The following is a 19,282-nucleotide window of genomic DNA, read 5'->3' on the forward strand; positions in this document are numbered from 1 at the left end:
CTTTCTCCTTGGAGAGCGTCGGATTTCACACTTCCGTCACTCAGGATTGTGAAAGCGCTTGCTCATCATGGAACAAGCGGATAGCTGAGGCAGCCCTGTGAGCCCTGGAAAGCAGGGCTCGACACTTCCGCTCTTCCTCAAGGAGGACCTCATGCCGCTCTCACTCACTTCGAACGTCAGGCCCGCCTCTGCGACATGGAAAGCCCTGTGGTGCGCGAGCGCCGCGGGCCTTCTGCTGACCACGGGCGTGGCTTGCGACAGCAGGCCCGAGGACACCGAGCTCGACTCTCTCGAGGAGTCCTCGCAGTCCGTCCGTATCGGCAACCGGATCCAGGCGGAGAGCTGGTCCGCCAGCGGCACGACGCCCGGCGGCGTCTTCAACGAGGGAGGAGGGGAGGGGCAGTCCGTCGCGGGCTTCCAGGTCAACGAGCAGATCCACTACCCCTCGGTGAACTTCGGTGGCGCCAACCAGATCCAGTTGCGTCTCGCGGCGCCTTATGGCGGCGGCAGGGCGGAGCTCTGGGCGGACGCGGTGGGCTCTGGGACGAAGCTGGGGACGGTGGCGCTCAGTGCCGCCACGGGCTCGGACTGGAACGCCTTCACCACCCAGACGGTCTCCATCCCGAAGACGAGCGGCACCCACTCGCTGTACCTCAAGGGCGTCGCCACGGGCGGAGACTGGCTCTTCAAGCTCGACTGGTTCGAGCTGCATGACACGGGGACGACCAATCCGCCGACGAATCCGCCGGGCACCGTGCCGGTCCGGGTGACCAACAACTGCCCGTTCACCCTGAACGTGACGCTGACGGGCGTGGGCAGCGTCGCGCTCGAGCGTGACGGGGCGGGCAACCCCATCTACCGCGCCCTGGGCGCCGGCCAGAGCTACACCTACGCCACGCCGGAGAACTACCCCAGCGGCCGCGTGAGCGCGTACAAGGTCCTGCCGTCGCCCGCCTCGCCCCGCGAGCTGGAGAAGGCCGAGTTCACGTTCGAGAAGCCGAACGGCGGCTCGCAGCTGCTCCACTACAACCTCACCTACGTGGATCACGTGGGCCTGCCCATGCGCATCACCGGCACGGGCTCGGGCGGCGGCTGTGTCCAGGTGCAGTGCAACAAGTCCGCGAGCGCCATGCAGGCGGCCATCGACACCGGCTGCCCGGACGGCCTGCGCTACAGCATGGGCGGAGGCACCATCTGTCTGGCCCCGCGCTCCTTCTGCCTCGACGGTGAGTACGCGAGCGACTCGCGCCGCGGGACGGTCTGCACGCGGCTGGACTCCGAGATTGCCCGCTGCGCCAGCCTCTATCCGGGCCAGTGCAACCCGGGCACGGCGAAGACGCCGCAGGTGTACGCGTGCTCGCCGCCGTTCTTCGACCAGAGCGCCAGGTGGTGCGCCGCGCTGAACCGCGGAATGGTGGACGCGCCGGACAGCACCACCGTGTCGCAGTACTACAACACCGGCCGGCCCTATAACCCGTACGCCAGGTGGGTCCACCAGCAGTGCGGCGCCGTGTACGCGTTCGCGTATGACGACTACCCCATGGCCGCCAACCAGGCGGGCTTCTACACCTGCACCGGTGGACAGCAGCTCAGCGTGACGTTCTGCCCGGCCGGGTGAGCCTCGGCGGCAGTCCCGGCCAACCCCTCTCTCCCGATTGAAGGAGCTGACATGAGACGTTCATCGACCTGGCGGAAGCCCGCCGCTCACGCCCTGCTGGGGCTGCTGATGCTCACGGCGTGCAAGGACGACAAGCCCGACAACAAGCCCCCCGAGGAAGTCCCGGTCGATGACTGGCCTCGGGTGGAGAGCGCCATCCCCCGGGACGAGGCCCTCGAGGCCCGCGTCGACGCCCTGCTCCAGAGCATGACGCTCGAGGAGAAGGTCGGGCAGATGATGCAGGTGGAGATCCAGGAGGTCACTCCCGCCGAGATCAAGCAGTACCACCTGGGCTCGGTGCTGAACGGGGGCGGGTCGTTCCCCGGGCAGAAGAAGGATGCGCCCGTCCAGGACTGGGTGACGCTGGCGGATCAGCTGTGGGAGGCCTCGATGGATCCGGCCAACCCGCACCAGATCCCCCTCCTCTGGGGCACGGACGCCGTCCACGGGCACAACAACGTCAAGGGCGCCACGATGTTCCCGCACAACATCGGGCTCGGGGCGGCGAATGATCCGGACCTCATCTTCCGCATCGCGGAGGTGACGGCCCGCGAGGTGACTCGCACCGGCATCGACTGGGCCTTCGCGCCCACGCTGGCCGTCGTGCGCGACGACCGCTGGGGCCGCACCTACGAGGGCTACTCGGAGGACCCCGAGATCGTCGAGGCCTATGGCGCCAAGGTCGTGGAGGGCCTGCAGGGCGCGCTGGCCAAGGATGCCAAGGCCAACGAGAAGGTGATCGCCACGGCCAAGCACTTCCTGGGGGACGGCGGCACCACCAACGGCAAGGACCAGGGCATCACCGACGTCACCGAGAGCGACCTGCGCAAGATCCACGGCCGCGGCTACTTCACGGCGCTGCGCGCGGGCGCGCAGACGGTGATGGCGTCTTTCAGCAGCTGGAAGAACAAGGAGCAGGGAGAGAACGCCAAGGCCCTCAAGATGCACGGCAACGGCTACCTGCTGACCGACGTGCTGAAGACGAAGATGGGCTTCGATGGCTTCGTCATCTCCGACTGGAACGGTCACGGCCAGGTCAACCGCAACACCAGCGAGTCGACCATCGACTGCACCAACAGCAACTGCCCGCAGGCCATCAAGGCCGGCATCGACATGGTGATGGTGCCCTACCGCGCGGACTGGAAGGCGCTGATCACCAACACCCTCGCCTCGGTGCGCAGCGGCGAGATCCCCGAGGCGCGCATCGACGATGCGGTGCGCCGCATCCTGCGCGTGAAGTTCCGGGCGGGCCTCTTCGAGAAGCCCAAGCCCTCGCTGCGCACGCCCTCGCGCGAGGTCGGCACGGCCGAGCACCGGGCGGTGGCGCGCGAGGCGGTGCGCAAGTCGCTGGTGCTGCTGAAGAACAACGGCGGCACGCTGCCGCTGTCGCGCACGGCGAAGATCCTGGTGGCCGGCAAGAGCGCCGACAGCCTGCAGAACCAGACCGGCGGCTGGTCCCTCTCCTGGCAGGGCACGGGCAACGCCAACGCGGACTTCGGCGGCGGCACCACCTTCTGGCAGGCGGTCCAGAAGGTGGCTCCCAATGCCACGCTCGACACCAGCCCCGATGGCGCGCTGGGAGACGCCACCTATGACGTCGCAGTGGTGGTGATCGGCGAGACGCCGTACGCGGAGGGGCAGGGCGACATCGGCAACATCAAGACGCTGGAGCTCGCCAGGCTGCGCCCGGAGGACCTGACGCTCATCAACGGCCTGAAGGCCAAGGGCGTGAAGAAGATCGTCACCGTGCTGTTCTCCGGCCGGCCGCTCCATGCGAACAAGGAGCTCAACCGCTCGGATGCCTTCGTCGCAGCCTGGCTGCCCGGCACCGAGGGCGAGGGGCTCACGGACGTGCTGTTCCGCAAGGCGGACGGCTCGGTCGACTTCGACTTCAGCGGCAAGCTCTCCTTCTCCTGGCCCAGGAGCGCCTGCCAGACGCCGCTCAACCGCGGCGACGCCAGCTACGACCCGCTCTACGCCTACGGCTACGGCCTCACCTACGCCAGCGGCGGCGCGGACCAGGGCGCCTATGACGAGGCGAGCCCGGACGTCGGCTGCGGCGTGACGGGTGGCGGCGGCACGACGACGACGCCCCTGCCCATCTTCGATCGCGGCAACCAGGACAACTGGGTGATGCGCATCGGCGGGCCCTCCAACTGGAGCGGCGTCGACGTGGCCCAGGCCAGCAGCAGCAGCACCGCCACTCCCGCCAAGGAGATCTCCGTCACCCCGGTGGATGACCGCAACGGCATCCAGTGGGGCGCCGTCAAGGCCACGTGGAGCGGCACCGGCCAGCTCTACATGCAGAGCAAGGCCAACGATGGGACGGATCTGCAGTCCTACCTGAACTCGAACGGCGCGCTGGTGTTCGACGCGCGGCTGGGCGCCGCTCCGAGCAGCGCGGTGAAGGCCCGCGTGGACTGCGTGTATCCGTGCGGCGGTGAGATCGACGTCACCCAGGCCCTCAAGGCGCTGCCTGTCGGGGCCTGGACCGAGGTGGCCATCCCGCTCCAGTGCTTCTCCCAGAAGGGCGCGGACTTCTCCAACGTCAACACCCCGATGCTGCTCTACACGGAGGGCACGATGGAGCTGTCGGTGGCCAACATCCACTGGGCCCCGAACAAGGCTGGCAACGTGAGCTGCGATGGCGGCTCTTCCGGCTCCACGGTGCAGATCAGCGCCGACAAGGATGCCTATGTGAACGGCGCGACGGACGCGTTGCTCGGCGCTCCGGCCGGCTGGTCCTATGGCTCGGGGAGCGTCACGGTGAACCCGGCGCTGGAGACGGCCAACGGCAAGGTCGTCGACGTCGTCTTCAACAACGTCACCGACGGCGGCGGCAACGGCGGCGTCTTCCTCAAGGTGAAGGACTCCTCGACCCTGCTGGATGTCTCCCCCATCGCCGCGACGGGTGGCGTGCAGTTCGAGCTGCAGGTGCTCGACTACGGCGGCACCACGCAGGGCTTCTGGGTGAAGCTCGTCTGCGACAACAAGCCCGACACCTGCGCGACCGGGGACTTGAAGACCCTGCTGGGCCGCCCTGCGACGGGGACCTGGACCACGGTGAAGGTGCCGTTCTCCCACCCGGACTACACCCAGGCGGGATGGGACGCGACCAAGGTCAGCTCGGTGCTCGAGCTGCTGCCCGCCTGGGATGACCAGCGCGGCAACATCCACTTCCAGCTGCGCAACATCCGCATCCTCAAGCAACTCCCGTAACGAGGTCAGCACATGAACCGAAAGAACCTGGGCCGTGGACTGGCGGCCCTCTGCTGTGCCGCGGCCCTCTCCGGCTGTGGCGACGCTGAAGTCCCCCTCTCTCCCGTGGACGGGCCCAGCCTGGACCAGCAGGAGGCCGGCCTGGACTACTCGCCGGGCGCTGGCTGGAACCTCGCCTGGCAGGACGAGTTCGAGGGCTCCAGCCTCAACTCGGCCAACTGGACGGTGCTCACGAGCAACTACGATCCGGTCACCGGCAACTGCAACTTCGGCACGGGCGAGCTGGAGTATCCCCGGGCCCAGAACGTCACCGTCGGCGGCGGCAAGCTCATCCTCACCGCCGAGCGGACGGGTGACAACCCGATGGACTCGCGCTGCACGGGCTACGGGCCCCGCTCGTTCTACTCCGGCCGCATCCACACCAAGGGCAAGGTGGAGCGGCGATACGGGAAGATCGTCGCCAGCATCAAGGTGCCCTCCGGCTACGGCATGTGGCCGGCGTTCTGGACGCTGGGCGCCAACATCTCCAGCGTGGGCTGGCCGGCCTCCGGAGAGATCGACATCCTGGAGTGGAAGTCCACCGAGCCCACGTGGATGAAGTCCGCCGTGCACTGGCACAACGGCGGGCAGGCGGACTGGGGCACGGGGGCCAACCGGGGCTACAGCCTCGCCGACAGCTTCCACATCTACGAGGTGGAGTGGACGGCCAGCAGCATGGTGTTCCGGCTGGACGGGAACATCGTGGCCACCAACACCTACTTCCACAACGAGACCGAGTTCCAGCAGAACCACTACCTCATCCTGAACCTGGCGCTCGGCGGCAACTGGTACGGCAACCCGAGCCCGGCCAGCATCGATCTGCCCTCGGGGGTGAGGAAGACGATGGAGGTGGAGTGGGTGCGCTGGTACCAGCAGGGCACCACCTCGCCTGCCACCGTCACCAACCCGAGCTTCGAGTCCGGGATGACGGGCTGGTCCACCTGGAGCCCCAACGGCACCGAGGCCGCCGACTTCAGCGAGACGCACAACGGAGGCCGCACGGGCGCCTACCACCTGACGCACTGGACTAACGGCACGCCGTTCGAGGTGTGGACGTACCAGGTGGCCTCGGGGCTGGCCTCGGGCAACTACAAGGTGCGGGCGTGGATCCGGAAGGGCGGCGCCTTCGACATCTCCCGTATCCAGGCCAAGACGTGCGGCTCCTGCGCCCCCGTCTATACGAACCTGGGCACGTACGGGAGCTGGACGCTGGTGGAGACGCCGAGCATCTCCGTCACGGGAGGCTCCCTGGAGTTCGGCTTCCACACCAAGGCCGCCACGGGCAACTCCGCCAACTTCATCCACATGGATGATGTGGAGCTGATCAAGCTCTGAGCGGCGGACTCCGTTCCCTCGGGAGTGGATTCTACCGAAACGTGACGCCGCGCATGGCTCGGACCGGGATAGCGGTGCCCTCGCGCTTCAAGACGCGAGGGAGAAGACATGCGCGGTTGGATTTCACTCCTGGGGATGGTGGCGTTGGGCTTCCTGCTCGCCCAGGGATGCGGGCAGGAACCCTGGGAGGAGCGTGACGCCCTGCGCGAGGGCGGGCTCGGCTCGCAGGCGTTGGCGGGCGCTCAGAGCACGTCGTTCCAGGATGGGCTCCTGCCCTCGTCGAGCTACGCGGGCACCCGCGACTCGATGATCGAGGAGGAGCACCCCAGCGCCAACCATGGCGGCGCCACCAGCCTGTCCGCGAGTGGCGACACGCCTGCTGGAAGCGGCAACGAGAACTACATCCTGCTGCGGTGGGACGTGTCGAGCATCCCGCCGAACGCGATCGTCCGCTCCGCCTCGATCGTCGTGACGGTGTCCGACAAGGCGGACCAGACCTACGACTTCTACGAGCTGACGCGCTCCTGGACCGAGAGCCAGGTCACCTGGCAGGAGGCGGACAGCAGTCACGACTGGGACTCCAATGGCGCGGATGGCCCGGGGGACCGGAGCACGACGTCGCTGGGGTTCATCAGGGCCGCCGCGACGGGCACATACACCGTGACGCTGAACGCCAGGGGCGTCGAGGCGGTGCAGAGGTGGGTCGGCACGCCCTCCAGCAACCACGGCGTCATCATCGCCAACAAGGACAACGACAACCGGCTGGAGCTCCGCTCGAGTGAATACTCGACCAAGTCTTCCCGACCGAAGCTGACGGTGACCTGGGACGTGTCCGTCGCGGATGGGGGCACGGGCGGCGGCGACGGGGGCACTCCGCCGGTTCCGGCTCCGGGGACCTACAAGGGCACCTGCGACGGCTCTGGAGGAGTGGCGCTCGACGCCACCCACTTCCTGAACTTCAACGACGAGTCGCAGACCGCGCGCATCTTCGCCCAGGGCACCAGCGCCTCCGCCGTGCAGAGCAGGGACCTGGGCAGTGCGCTGGGCCTCTCGTCCTCGGACGAGGCGGACTTCGAGGATGCCGCGCGGGTGGGCAACCGCATCTACGTGACGACCTCGCACGCGCGGAACAAGGACGGGGAGCTGCAGGCCTCCCGCTACAGGTTCTTCGCCATCGACGTGTCGGGCACCGTGCCCTCCGTGGCGCTCCAGGTCGTGGGGACGTCCTCGAACCTGCTGAGGGACATGTTGGATGCGTCCAACTGGATCAACCCGAACACCTCGGTCATCTCCCTGCTGAATGAGCGCTCGCGACTGTCCGAGGCCACGGTGGCGGAGCTGGCGCCGAAGGACAAGGGGACCAACATCGAGGGGCTGGCGGCCCTGCCCACCGGAGGGCTGGTGGTGGGCTTCCGCAACCCGCAGTCCGGCTCGAGCGCGCTGATGGTCACGCTGACCAACCCGGACGCGGTGCTGGGAGGAGCGAAGGCGAGGTTCGGTCAGGCGATCCTGGTGAACCTGGGCGGGTACGGCATCCGGGGCATGGCCTGGTCGGAGGCCCATCAGGCGGTGTTGATCCTCAGTGGCCCGCGTGACGAGAGCAGCGGCCCGTTCGCGCTCTGGAAGTGGAGCGGCGATGTGAGCAGCGCGCCGGTGAAGGTGATGGAGCTCACCGCGCCGTCGAGCTCCGCTCCCGAGGTCATCATCCCTCGAGCCGGGACGAAGAACGTGCAGATCCTGTTCGACATGGGCTCACACCTGATCGGCGGAGCGAGCTGCAAGGACGTGTCGGCCTCCAGCCAGTACTTCAGTGACGTGACCGTCTATCTGGACTGAGCGCTCCGGGCGCAGGGGGAGTGCCAGTCCCCCTGCCGTGGCTAACGCGTGACGGCGAGGATGCGCCACGTCTTCGTATCGATGATGTAGTTGGCGCCGAGGTCGAGGATCGGGCCCATGCCCATCTCGCACGTTCCGGGGCGTGGCCAGATCTGCACGTAGACCACGCCGTCGGTGCCGGGCGCCGCGATCATGTCATACGACTCGCGCTTGTAGAGGCACTCCTCGCTCGGCGTGGCGCCCTTGTGCGGTCGGGCATCCCAGGGCAGGAAGTCCTCCATGGCCAGCTGCATCGCCACGAACAGGGGGCCCGTGACGGTCACGCTCCCTTCCAGCGCGAGCGGCTCCGTCGGGAAGGAGAGCCCCGCGGCCGCGACCTCTTGAGGCGGCGCATGCACGGGACGCGGTGGGCGTCGGAAGAGCGCGCAGGCGGGGAGCAGGGCGCAGAGCACCAACAGCAGGGAACGCTTCATAAAGTTCCTCGGGAGCGGCGAGGGCGCAGGCGCCGGGCCGCGTCGGAGCGGTTCATTCGGTGACAAGGGTGACCCGTCCGTTGGCTTTGTTTGCAGGCTCGATGTGGCCGATGAGCTTCCAGCTCTTTCCTCGGCGCTCGTACAGCTCCCCGGGGCGATCCTCTTTCAGGTAGGGGATCAGCTTCTGGAGGCGACAGGCCTTGTCGAACTGGACGCGGATGGAGAACACCTGCGTCGCGCCGAGCCGATCCGCTCGGCTCTCGCTCATGGGCGAGGGGGCCCAGGGGTGGCCGTGGTAGTCGGCGAGCGGCTCCGTCTGGCCACGGGTGTCCTCCACCCGTCGGGGCACGAAGCAGCTCTGATGCCGGGTGGGGCCGACCATGCGGGTTCTGCCGAGGGGAGAGGGATGGCTCGCGTAGTACATGCCATCACCCAGCGAGTAGACGAGGCCACAGTACTCCCGGCCATAGTCGCCCAGCTGCGCCCCGGGCAGCTGCATGACGGCCGGGCAGAGCTGGTCGATCACCTCGTCGGGATCCTGCGAGGGCTTGATGACTTCCCACGGGCCACGGACCCAGACCTGGCCATCCTGGAGGCCATAGTTGGGACTCTCACCGATGGTTTCCGGACCACTGGCGCACCCCACCAGCACCCCGCACATCAGCGCCAGTCCTTGGAGAAGCCGCATGCGCGCACTCCGGGAATTCGAGGAAATCCAAGCTTATGCTAGCTTAGGACGAATTCCGGAATTCGCGCAATGCCTGACCACGTGTGGGGTAGGGCATTTTCCTCACTCATCAGGTCGGTGACTTGAACAGTCCACTCCAGTCTACCCTACCTGACAGGTCAGGCGCTACCCAAAGCGTTCACCGTCATGGACCCCGGCCCGGTCTCACTGACACGAGCAGGTCGCCATGTTGCACTGCGTACCGCTGGCGCAGGCGTTGCCGCAGTTGGGCTTGCACACGCACTGGTCACCCGTGGCGTTGCAGCCCAGCGTCGGGCCGACGCAGTGGTCCGGCTCGGTGGGGCTGTAGTTCGGGTCGTCCTCGCACGGCACCCCGCCGTTCGGGTCGCTCACCGTGTTGCGCCAGGACTGGTAGGACACGACGGCCAGCGCGCCCGAGCCAGGCGGCCGGCACGCTCCGAACAGCGAGATGGTCTGGGCGCTGCCGTCGAAGTTGAAGCCATTGACGGTGCTGCGCGGGACGTTGCTCGCCAGGCAGAGCGCCGGGTCGCTGACGGCGTCCATCGCCACCTTGATCGACACCCCGATCGGCGGCTTGAGCGTCTTGTAGCCCGCGTTGGCGATGGTCTCGGTCGTGATCGCCACCATGGAGGCCTGGATCGAGTTGGCGTCGAGGATGGAGCCGAGCACGCCGCCCGTGGCATTGACCACGGACGCGTGGCGCTGAGGCCCGGAGCCAGGCTGAGGGTTGAACTCCCGCGTCGTGTTGCTGGAATCGCAGGGGCCCGAAGAGCAGCCACAGAAGGATCCCGCCGGGCACACGATGCCGTGCACGGGGATGCGCTTGCCCGTCTTGTTGATGGGCGTCGTGGGGGAGGAAGCGCTGCCGAAGAAGTTGACGAAGTTCTGGATGGACTCGCAGCCAGGGCCCGCCCTGTCCGAAGTGCCGCCCGTGCCGCAGTTCACCAGGGTCGTGGTGGCACCGGAGGTCTGATCATCCGCATCCCCGAGGATGACCACCACGAGGCTGGCATCCTGGCGCGCCTGGGTGGGCGACTCGATCCCCGTGGGCGGCGTTCCGGGAGTGATGTCGTCGATGGCCTTCCGGGCCGCGCCCAGCACGCCCTCGCTGCCGCTGCCACCCACGGAGACCCAGCACCCCCCGTACGAGCCTTGCGTGGCATCTCCAGGGCAGGTGGCGGCCTCGGGGAACGTGGGGACGTTGGTGCAGACGCCCGCGGTGCAGGTGCTACCTTCGGTGAGCCACGCCTTCACCTTGTTCACGTTGCGGGTGAACGGCCGCAGCCTGCCCGTGTTGGCGTACGTCGCGACGTGGTAGCTGGAGGTGACCATCGCCATGCGCCAGTCCAGCACCGAGGCGTTGAGCGCATCGACCACGGCCTGCGCGGTCGTGGCCAGCGCGCCCTGGGACGCTGCCATCGAGCCGCTGTCGTCCACCACGAAGAGGAAGTCCACCTTCGGCGAGGACGTCGGCGACGCGACCTGGAAGCGCTCGCACTGGGTGAGCGTGGGCTCGCCGAACTGCGCCAGCGCGGCTCCATCCGACAGATCCCTCGCGGAGAAGGCCGCCACCGAGTTCCGGTTCGGGCCCGTGACCGCCGCCAGGTTCGTCACCGCCACGAGCACCACGAGGCTCTGCGCCGAGCGGTGGACGAAGAGCGTCTGCAGCCGGAAGTCGCCGGTGATGCCCGACGCGGCGGAGCTCAGGCGGCCCGTGCTCCCGGGCAGCAGCGCATTCACGAGCTCGTCGGTCCGACGCTTGAGGTCCGTGGTCGCGCCCGCCTGGTCATAGAAGGCCTCGACGGCGTCATGGCCATCCCACGTCTTGAAGCGCTGGGCGGTCCGGTTCGACAGCGCGCCCCTGCTCGCGATGGCCGGTCTCAGCGCCTCCTCGTCGCCGAGCGCGTCGCTGGCCCCTACGGGCGCGGGCTGACGGTAGACGAGGAAGGCCACCTTGTTGTCCGGGTCGTAGCCGATCATGCCCCGGACGTCGCTGCCCAGCTGGATCGGGGTGACCTCGGCGAACGAGGGCGGCAGCGCGAGCTTGATGTCCGCGCCGCTCTCCGCCTTGAACATCACCGGGCGCAGGTTGGCGCCGGCGCACACCTGTCCCACGGGGCCAGTGGAATCCCCCTCGTCGGTGGGGTCCAGCTCTCCGTCGTCCACACCGCCGTTCTGGTTGGAGTCCTCGGCGCCATCGCTCACGCCGTCACCGTCGGAGTCCGAGTCGGTCGGATCGGTGGTCGTGTCGGGGGCGACGTCCGGGATGAACTGGGTGCAGGTGACGGGATCCGGGTTGATGATGACGCCCAGCTCGACACCATCCAGGATGCCATCTCCGTCGGTGTCCGGGAGGCGCGGGTCGGTCTCGGTGATGTCCTTGAGGCCGTTGGCGTTCTGGTCCTCGCCCCGCGTGGTGCTCACCGTGGGCCCGTCGATGAGGCCGTCGCAGTCCGAGTCCAGGAGCAGGGGATTCGTCTCGCCCTCATCCACCTTGCCGTTGCGGCTCGCGTCCTCCACGCCGTCCAGCAGGCCGTCGCCGTCCGTGTCCGGCCGGGTGGGATCCGTGTTCATGAGCACGCTGTCGTCCTGCAGCAGGGTGCACGTGGTGCCGGGCACGGGGGTGTCGACGCTCAGCTCGAGCCCGTCCGGCAGCCCATCCTGATCCGTGTCCGCCAGGTTGGGGTTCGTCTTCCTGCCGTCGCCTCGGTTCGTCTCGAACTCCACCTTGTCGCTCAGGCCGTCACAGTCCGTGTCCTTCGTCGCGTTGTTCGGATCGCTCGGATCGGAGCCTCCATCCGGCATGCCAGCGTCCCAGGGGCCGGCATCCGGGGTGCCGCCATCCGTGGGGCCAGGGTTCGGGGTTCCGCCATCGGTGGTGCCGCCGTCCGTCGTGCCGCCGTCCGTCGTGCCACCATCGGAGGGACCAGGGTTCGTGGGGCCACCATCCGTGGTGCCCGCGTCTGGCAGGTGAGGATAAGGCGGCAGGTGCTCTCCGCACGCTGCCGCGGTCGCGAGGACCGACCCGAGCAGTGCGGTGTAAAGCAGTCGTTGGACGTTCATCGCCATGCGCCTCCACGTCGGAAGTATTTGCGTGCTCAGAGCCAGCGCTCGAGCGCCGCGGGCCATGAACGATATGGTCATATGGTGACATGCGCCACCCAGTGGACCCAGTCAGGCCACTCCTACCCCTCCGCTGGTGGAGCTTCACGTCACAAGCCTGCCCGTGGGGACTCCTTCTGGTGGGGCCACTTCCTTCTTTCGGCCCCCAGGAGCGCCCCATGAACAACAGAATGATCGTCCAGGCCTGGAAGGATCCGGAGTACCGGGCCCGCCTGTCGCTCGAACAGCGAGCCGTCCTTCCGGACAATCCCTCCGGCCGACCTCTCACGGAGCTCGATGACTCGGAGTTGGAGGACGTCACAGGTGGGGAGAGTGTGAAGCTGAGACACACCGATCCGGCCATCTGCTGTTTCTTGACCTACGTGCAGTGCCCCACGTTCTCGGTGGCCTGCCGCGACCTGGAGAGCTGAGCCTTCGCTCAGATCGTTCTGGACGTGGGCGCTCCCTGGGAGCAATGACTCCATCAGGGGAGCGCCGCGGCCCCCGGGCTCGCCGGAGAGCTGTTCCAGGTGGGGCCGCTGCCGCTGACCGACAACGCCACGCGGCGCAACATCGTGGCGCAAGCCATCGCCAATCGGCTCCCGAGCATCGCACGCCACTTCCAGGTGCTCACGCTGAAGCACGCGCCGTTCATCGAGGCCGTGGGGGCCTTGAAGCAGCGAGTCGATCCCCACCGGGTGTTGACGTCCCGACTGCTCGAAGCGCTGGGGCTGTGAGGGGCGATCCCCCAGGGCAGAGGGCGCTGCCCGGGGTTACACTTCGCCAATGAACGCCAGCCCATCCAGCCGCTCGTCCGTCGTCGTGGCGGAGCTGGGGCCCACGAACACGGGGAAGACCCACCGTGCCATCGAGCGCATGCTCGAGTACGACACGGGCATGATCGGTCTGCCGCTTCGCCTGCTCGCTCGCGAAGTCTACGACCGGGTGACCGCTCGGGTGGGCGAGGGCCGGGTGGCCTTGATGACGGGGGAGGAGAAGCGCCTGCCGCCCCGTCCCGACTACTGGATCTGCACGGTCGAGGCGATGCCGACCGATCGAGCGGTCGACTTCCTCGCCGTGGATGAGATCCAGCTCGCCGCCCACCGCGAGCGCGGGCACGTCTTCACCGATCGACTGCTCCATGCGCGGGGGCTTCGGGAGACCTGGTTCCTCGGCGCGGACACGATGCGGCCGATGGTCCAGGCGCTCATCCCCCAGGCCTCGTTGAAGCGCGCCACCCGGCTGTCCCAGCTTCGCTACTCCGGGACGCGCTCCCTGAAGAGCCTGCCGCCTCGCTCCGCCGTGGTCGCGTTCTCCGCGGACCGCGTGTACGAGCTGGCCGAGTCGCTGCGCCGACTCCGGGGTGGAGTGGCCGTGGTGCTGGGCGCGCTCTCTCCGAGGACGCGCAATGCCCAGGTGGCGATGTACCAGGCCGGAGAGGTTCAGTACCTCGTGGCCACCGATGCCATCGGCATGGGGCTCAACCTCGATCTCCACCACGTGGCCTTCGCGGCGCTCTCCAAGTTCGACGGCGCCGAGCAGCGGGAGCTCTTTCCGGACGAGCTGGCGCAGATCGCGGGCCGCGCGGGGCGCCACCTGAATGACGGGAGCTTCGGAATCCTGAACACGCTCCCCGAGCTGCCTCCGCGGGTGATCTCCGCCATCGAGTCACACCGGTTCCCGGCCGTCCGGAGTCTCATCTGGCGCAACTCCTCGCTCGACTTCTCGAGCCCGGAGGCCCTGCTGGACTCGCTGTCGCGCGCTCCGCGCCACAACGCCTTCGTCCGGGTGGAGCGCGCGGATGACTTCGACGCGCTCAAGGAGCTCTCGCGCGTTCCGGCCATCCGAGAGCTCAGCACCGACCGGGCCATGGTCGAGCTGCTGTGGCAGGTCTGCCAGATCCCGGACTTCCGCAAGGGGCTCTTCGGTCAGCACGTCGCGCTGCTGCGTGAGACGTTCCTCCAGCTCACTGCGGGTGACGGGATGCTGGAGCCGTCCTGGCTGACCCGGCAGGTGTCGCCGCTCGATGACATCTCCGGAGACATCCACACGCTGATGGACCGGCTGGCCGCCATCCGCATCTGGACGTACATCAGTCATCGCTCGAGCTGGCTGCACGACGCCGAGCACTGGCAGGAGCGCACCCGCCGCATCGAAGACGCGCTGGGCGATGCCCTTCACGAGCGGCTCGTGGAGCGCTTCGTGCAGCGGGCCGCCCGGAGGAGCGCACGCCGCTTCGTGAGAGCCGCCGCGCAGCCTCCCGTCGCCCCGGACAGCCCCTTCGCCCGCCTGGGGCTCCTGCTGGGAGAGGTGCCGGGCGACGGCTCCACGATGACCGAGGAGCAGTTCGTCCAGCGGGTGGTCGACGCGACGCACGAGGCCTTCGAGGTGGACACCTCGGGGAGCATCTCGTTCGAAGGGCAGCCGCTGGCCCGGCTGGTGCGTGGGAAGGACCGCCGCTCGCCGCAGATCGCGCTGGCGGAGCCCGAGGTCTGGACCGGAGGCGCGCGGCAGCGGCTCGAGCGCCGTCTGGTGGCGCTGGCGCGGGATCTCGTCACCGAGGCGATGGGAGGCTTTCCCGCCGAGGCCCTCGCGGGAGCAGGGCGCTCCGCGGCGACGCGGGGCATTGCCTACCGTCTGGCCGAGGGGCTGGGGGTGACCTCCCGAGGCGAGGCGCACGAGCAGTGGCGGCTCCTGGACGAGGAGTCCCGCGAGCGCTTGAGGGCGCAGGGCGTCCGCGAGGGACAGCGCTTCCTCTATGTCGTCGACGCGCTCGCGCCGCAGGCGCTCGAGCGGCGCTGCATGCTGACGGCGCTGTTCCACCAGAGTCTCCCGCCCAAGGGCGTTCCGCGAGAGCCGGTCCTCGAAGCCTCGGAGCTGGGCAGATGGGATGCGCGCGCCTTCGGCTATGAGGTGCTGGGGCCGGTGGCGCTGCGGATCGACATCGTCGAGCGGCTCAGCGAGGCGCTGCGCCAGGGGCAGGGCGGCGCCGGCCAGGTGCACACGCTCATGCAGCAGCTGCGTCTGGAGGGCGGTGTTCGCGGACGGATCCTGCGGGAGCTCGGGGGACGGCCCGAGGGCGCTCCCCTGAAGCGGAGGCGGCGGCGAAGGCGGGGAGGGAAGGCGCCAGGGGCCACTCCCGACAAGAGTGGAGCCCATGGGCAACCGGGGCACGCCAGCTCCCATCCGAAGCCGCGGAGGAGCGGCGAAGGGGGAGGGCCGAGGCCCGATTGAAGGTGGACGGGCCTCGCAGCGCGCTCCCGTGTAGCATGGAGCTCCGAGGTCCTCATACCATGAAGAACCTGATCCGCTGCGCCCTGACGGTTTGGATGATCGCTGTCTGCGGGCTGGGGTGCGATGACGGCACCCCGGACCCCACGCCCGATGCGGGCAACCCGGACGTCGAGTCTCCGGACGCTGGGACTCCCGATGCTGGGACTCCGGACTCGGGCACTCCCGATTCAGGGACGCCGGACTCGGGCATCCCCGATTCAGGGACGCCGGACGCCGGCTATGAGTGGGATGGCACGTACGTCCCGCTCGAGGAGCGAGGGGACAACATCGACACTGGCCCCCTGGCCTCCTGTACTCGAATCCTCATGGATGATGCGGGGGTGGCCGTCCCCTGTGGCAGCCCACAGTCGTTCGACCTGTCTCCCTGCAACCGCGGCACGCTCTCCCAGATCTCGCCGGACGGCATCTACTCCGTGCGGGAGCGTCCCAACGGGGCCACGCTCGTGAGTGGCTTCCTCTCCAGTGGCTTCCAGATCTCCACCAGCGGTGGCGTGGAGACAGCCCACGGCTACCCCCTCGTCCAGAAGCAGGTGGACAGCCAGACCCTGTACCTGACCAGCCTGCGCACCCTCACGGATGGAGGCACCCAGCTCTACGCCTTCGCGGGCTGCGAGGCCCAGAGCGCGGAGCACCTCACGGGCTGCTACCAGACGTGCACCAACGGTGGGCAGCGGCGCTCGTTCGGCAGCTTCGATGCCGTGCGCACCCAGCGGCTCAGCGAGCCAGAGATGTCGGGCATCCAGTTCGTCTCGGAGCAGAAGGTGGCGCTGGGCACGCCCATGGACATCTACGTCACCAAGGGCCACGCCTACGTCGTGTCCTCGGACCATGGCCCTGCCACCGAGGGCGGGCTCACCGTCATCGATGTGAGCGACAAGGCCCATCCCGTCGTGAAGAAGGTGGTGACGCTGTCGGGCGACAACTACTGGAACTCCGTCTGGGCCAAGGGAGATGCCCTCTATGTGGGCAGCGCGAAGCACGGCGTGCTCGTCTACGACATCTCCAACCCCGCCGATCCGCAGCTGGTGCGCGGCGTCCCAGGTGACGCCTTCGACGTGCACACCATCTACGTCGATGGGAACCGGATGTATGCCCAGGCCTCGGGCGCCAACCAGGTGCTCATCTTCGACGTGAGCAACCCGTTGGATCCGGTGCTGCTCACCCGCTACACCGTGCCCGCGGACGGCAACGGCTTCGGCTACCCGCACGACGCGTTCGCGTACCAGAACCGGCTCTACATCAACCAGATGGGCCAGGGGTACTACGTGGTGGACGTGACGGACGGGTTCAACCCCCTGCCGCTCGGCTCGTACACGTATGACGTGCAGCCCTTCAACCCCACCCACGCCAACGCGGTGGGCACCTTCGCGGGCCGCACCATCGCCTTCGAGGGCGGCGAGAACACCAACGCCCACCTGCGCGTGCTGGACGTCACCGATCCGGCCCACATCGTGAAGATCGGCGAGTTCGCCATGCGGCCACAGACGTCCATCCACAACATGGTGCTGGTGGGCAAGCGGCTGTACGTGGCCTGGTATGCCGAGGGCCTGCGCGTGCTGGATGTGTCCAACCCCACCCAGCCACGGCAGATTGCCTACGCCAACACCTTCCGGGACTCGGACCCTGGCCGCGGCGAGGGCCTCTTCGTCGGCGCCATCGGCATCCGGGTGCCCGGGGATGGCTACGTCTACGTGGTGGACATGACGCGCGGGCTGCTCATCTACCGCGAGCCCTGAGGCTCTCGGCGTCTCGGGCTCAGAACCGTCCGATCAGCCCCGCCATGGGCACTCCCTCCCGGCTCTGCCCCATCATGGGCATGAGCCGGAGGCTCGCGCGCGAGGAGGAGGGTTCCACTCGCTCCCCCCGGCTGGAGAAGGCGGCGGACAGCTCGTAGCCCAGGACGGCGCCCAGGGTGGGCAGCACCGCGGCGGCCACCATCCCCGGGACGGACTCGTCATCCTGGGCGACGGAGAAGAGTGCCAGGGCCGCCCCTGTTCCCAGGGCACTTCCGCCAATCGTCGGAAGGAGCCGCCCCTCGCCGCCCGCCAGCGCACCGGCGCCGTAGACGCCCAGCGTCTCGCCCGCGGTGAGGGTGAGCATCATCAGGATGTAGCCCCGCGTCGTCGGCCCTGGATCGCAGTCGCCGTTGTTGTCCGAGAGGACGCAGATGATGCTCGCCTGGGCTGGGATGCTGAGCGGAAGCGAGGCGATGAGCCCGCCCAGCTCTCCCGCGGTGCCTCCCACCGTCTCCAGCGCCACCCGCGCCACCGGATGCCAGCCATCACGCCGCGGCTCGGGCTGAGGCGCTTCAGGAGGACTGTCCTGGGGCTCCGGCGGGGCAGTGACGAGGGGAGGGGTCGCGAGCGGCTCGTTGCGAGGAGCATCGCCTGGCAGCTGCGCGCGCGCCACGCACGGGAGCACGGCGCAGAGGAGGACCGGAATCAGGAGGAGTGAGCGTGTCATGAGCGGAATGAAGTCACCATCGGAAGCGGGTGCCCAGCCCGAAGGTGAGGAACTGCTGCTGGGGCTCGGACCCGTTGTCATCGAGCTGGTAGAGGTAGCGCACCTCGAGGGCGAGCGGAGGGGCGCGCTCCCACGGGCTCACCTCCACGTCCGCACCCACCGAGCCCCCGAAGTGACTGGACCGGTTCTCGTGCAGTCCCAGCCCCACCAGCAGCGAGGTGCTCGCCCGGCCCAGCTGGAGGGAGCCGCGCAGCAGGCCGCCGAGCTGAACGAGCTTGCGATCCGTGTGGCGCGACCCGCTGTCCTCGTCGCCCACGTCATTGTACAGGGCAAGCTCCGGGCCGAGCGCGAGGTGGCGGCCGAGCAGCAGGAACAGGTGGGCCCGGCCTCCAAAGCCGACCGTCATTCGAGGCCTGCCGAGCTCCAGCGCGGGGCCGAGCAGCAGCCCGAACTCCGCCCGATGGCCCACGTTGGCGAACCAGCGGCTGAGCACATCGGGGTCCTCGAGCGTGAGGGACAAGGGCCCCTGCTTCCTCTCGTACACGGTGGCCCAGTGGATGTTCGCCAGTCCCGCCACCAGGCCGAGTCCCGCTCCGAGCGCGCCCACCACCAGGGCTCCGGTGCCCGCGCAGCCCGCGACGTCGACAGACCCTTCCGTCGACGCCAGGAGGCAGAAGGAGCCCACGAGGAGCCCTCCGACCACCCCTCCGACGCCTCCACCGATCAGCCCTCCCTTCAGCAGCCAGCGCTTCTCCAGGTCCAGCTTCTCCACGTCCGCCAGCGGCAGGTTCACCACCTGCCGGGTCCGGAGCTCCAGCGAGAGCTCTCCCGGCATCAGGCTCAGGAGCCTGCCGGAGTAGCTCCGTCCTTCGCTCATGTGGACGATCAGCGCGTCTCCCTTGTCGAGCACGAGCGGCTGGTTCTCCTGGGTGCCGGGAGGCGGCGGCGCTGGCTTGACGTCGGCACCAACCAGGGGAGGCGCCGTCACGTCTGAAGAAGGAGCCTGCGCGGGAGTGGGAACCTCGGCGGGTGCAGGCGTCCCGGCGGGAGGTGGCACCTCGGCTTGCGCGAGCGCGGCTTGGACCGGCACCAGGAGCAGCAGCACGACCCGACAGAGGCGCATGGCATCCCTTCGAGAGAGCTTCCCGGGCGGCA

At 68.6% G+C, this 19,282-nt stretch carries 13 protein-coding genes; 8 read left to right on the plus strand and 5 right to left on the minus strand.

The features are described 5' to 3' along the window. Positions 1 to 151: 151 nt before the first annotated feature. The 4 genes from KY572_RS25095 to KY572_RS25110 all read left to right on the plus strand — a co-directional run bounded on the left by KY572_RS25095 (position 152) and on the right by KY572_RS25110 (position 8,086). Positions 152 to 1,618: a beta-1,3-glucanase family protein gene (locus KY572_RS25095; RefSeq protein ID WP_224245488.1), complete on the plus strand. Its 1,467-nt coding sequence runs from the start codon at positions 152 to 154 to the stop codon at positions 1,616 to 1,618. Positions 1,619 to 1,669: 51 nt separating this feature from the next. Further along, entirely contained in the window at positions 1,670 to 4,876 is a 3,207-nt protein-coding gene (locus KY572_RS25100; RefSeq protein ID WP_224245489.1) for a glycoside hydrolase family 3 protein, read from the plus strand. 12 nt (positions 4,877 to 4,888) lie between these two features. Continuing rightward, positions 4,889 to 6,250: a glycoside hydrolase family 16 protein gene (locus KY572_RS25105; protein WP_224245490.1), complete on the plus strand. Its 1,362-nt coding sequence runs from the start codon at positions 4,889 to 4,891 to the stop codon at positions 6,248 to 6,250. A 108-nt stretch (positions 6,251 to 6,358) separates the two neighbouring features. Continuing rightward, the gene (locus KY572_RS25110) at positions 6,359 to 8,086 is read left to right on the plus strand and encodes a DUF3616 domain-containing protein (RefSeq protein WP_224245491.1); all 1,728 of its coding nucleotides are present in this window, start codon (positions 6,359 to 6,361) and stop codon (positions 8,084 to 8,086) included. Positions 8,087 to 8,127: 41 nt separating this feature from the next. Here the strand turns inward: KY572_RS25110 and KY572_RS25115 are convergent, their stop codons facing one another. From KY572_RS25115 to cglD, 3 genes are all read right to left on the minus strand, one after another. Beyond that, positions 8,128 to 8,559, minus strand: coding sequence for a hypothetical protein (locus tag KY572_RS25115; RefSeq protein ID WP_224245492.1), 432 nt, complete (start codon positions 8,557 to 8,559; stop codon positions 8,128 to 8,130). A 52-nt stretch (positions 8,560 to 8,611) separates the two neighbouring features. Beyond that, complete coding sequence (locus KY572_RS25120) at positions 8,612 to 9,247, minus strand: hypothetical protein (protein ID WP_224245493.1); 636 nt, start codon at positions 9,245 to 9,247, stop codon at positions 8,612 to 8,614. A 204-nt stretch (positions 9,248 to 9,451) separates the two neighbouring features. Beyond that, entirely contained in the window at positions 9,452 to 12,331 is a 2,880-nt protein-coding gene (gene cglD, locus KY572_RS25125) for an adventurous gliding motility lipoprotein CglD (protein ID WP_224245494.1), read from the minus strand. Positions 12,332 to 12,549: 218 nt separating this feature from the next. Here cglD and KY572_RS25130 point away from each other — a divergent pair, with 218 nt between their 5' ends. The 4 genes from KY572_RS25130 to KY572_RS47355 all read left to right on the plus strand — a co-directional run bounded on the left by KY572_RS25130 (position 12,550) and on the right by KY572_RS47355 (position 17,400). Further along, positions 12,550 to 12,801, plus strand: a complete 252-nt coding sequence (locus KY572_RS25130) for a mersacidin/lichenicidin family type 2 lantibiotic (RefSeq protein ID WP_224245495.1) — start codon at positions 12,550 to 12,552, stop codon at positions 12,799 to 12,801. 99 nt (positions 12,802 to 12,900) lie between these two features. Continuing rightward, positions 12,901 to 13,107, plus strand: coding sequence for a hypothetical protein (locus tag KY572_RS25135; RefSeq protein ID WP_224245496.1), 207 nt, complete (start codon positions 12,901 to 12,903; stop codon positions 13,105 to 13,107). 49 nt (positions 13,108 to 13,156) lie between these two features. After that, positions 13,157 to 15,604, plus strand: coding sequence for a helicase-related protein (locus KY572_RS25140; RefSeq protein WP_224245497.1), 2,448 nt, complete (start codon positions 13,157 to 13,159; stop codon positions 15,602 to 15,604). A gap of 59 nt (positions 15,605 to 15,663) precedes the next feature. Further along, positions 15,664 to 17,400, plus strand: coding sequence for an LVIVD repeat-containing protein (locus KY572_RS47355; protein WP_263451963.1), 1,737 nt, complete (start codon positions 15,664 to 15,666; stop codon positions 17,398 to 17,400). A gap of 19 nt (positions 17,401 to 17,419) precedes the next feature. Here KY572_RS47355 and KY572_RS25150 read toward each other — a convergent pair whose 3' ends face one another. Together KY572_RS25150 and KY572_RS25155 are read right to left on the minus strand one after the other, a co-directional pair. Beyond that, a complete protein-coding gene (locus KY572_RS25150; RefSeq protein ID WP_224245498.1) occupies positions 17,420 to 18,127 on the minus strand; it encodes a hypothetical protein in 708 nt (235 codons plus the stop codon). A gap of 13 nt (positions 18,128 to 18,140) precedes the next feature. After that, positions 18,141 to 19,250, minus strand: coding sequence for a hypothetical protein (locus KY572_RS25155; RefSeq protein WP_224245499.1), 1,110 nt, complete (start codon positions 19,248 to 19,250; stop codon positions 18,141 to 18,143). Between the last annotated feature and the right edge of the window lie 32 nt (positions 19,251 to 19,282).

Origin of the sequence: Hyalangium gracile (assembly GCF_020103725.1) — a bacterium.
Taxonomy (GTDB): domain Bacteria; phylum Myxococcota; class Myxococcia; order Myxococcales; family Myxococcaceae; genus Hyalangium; species Hyalangium gracile.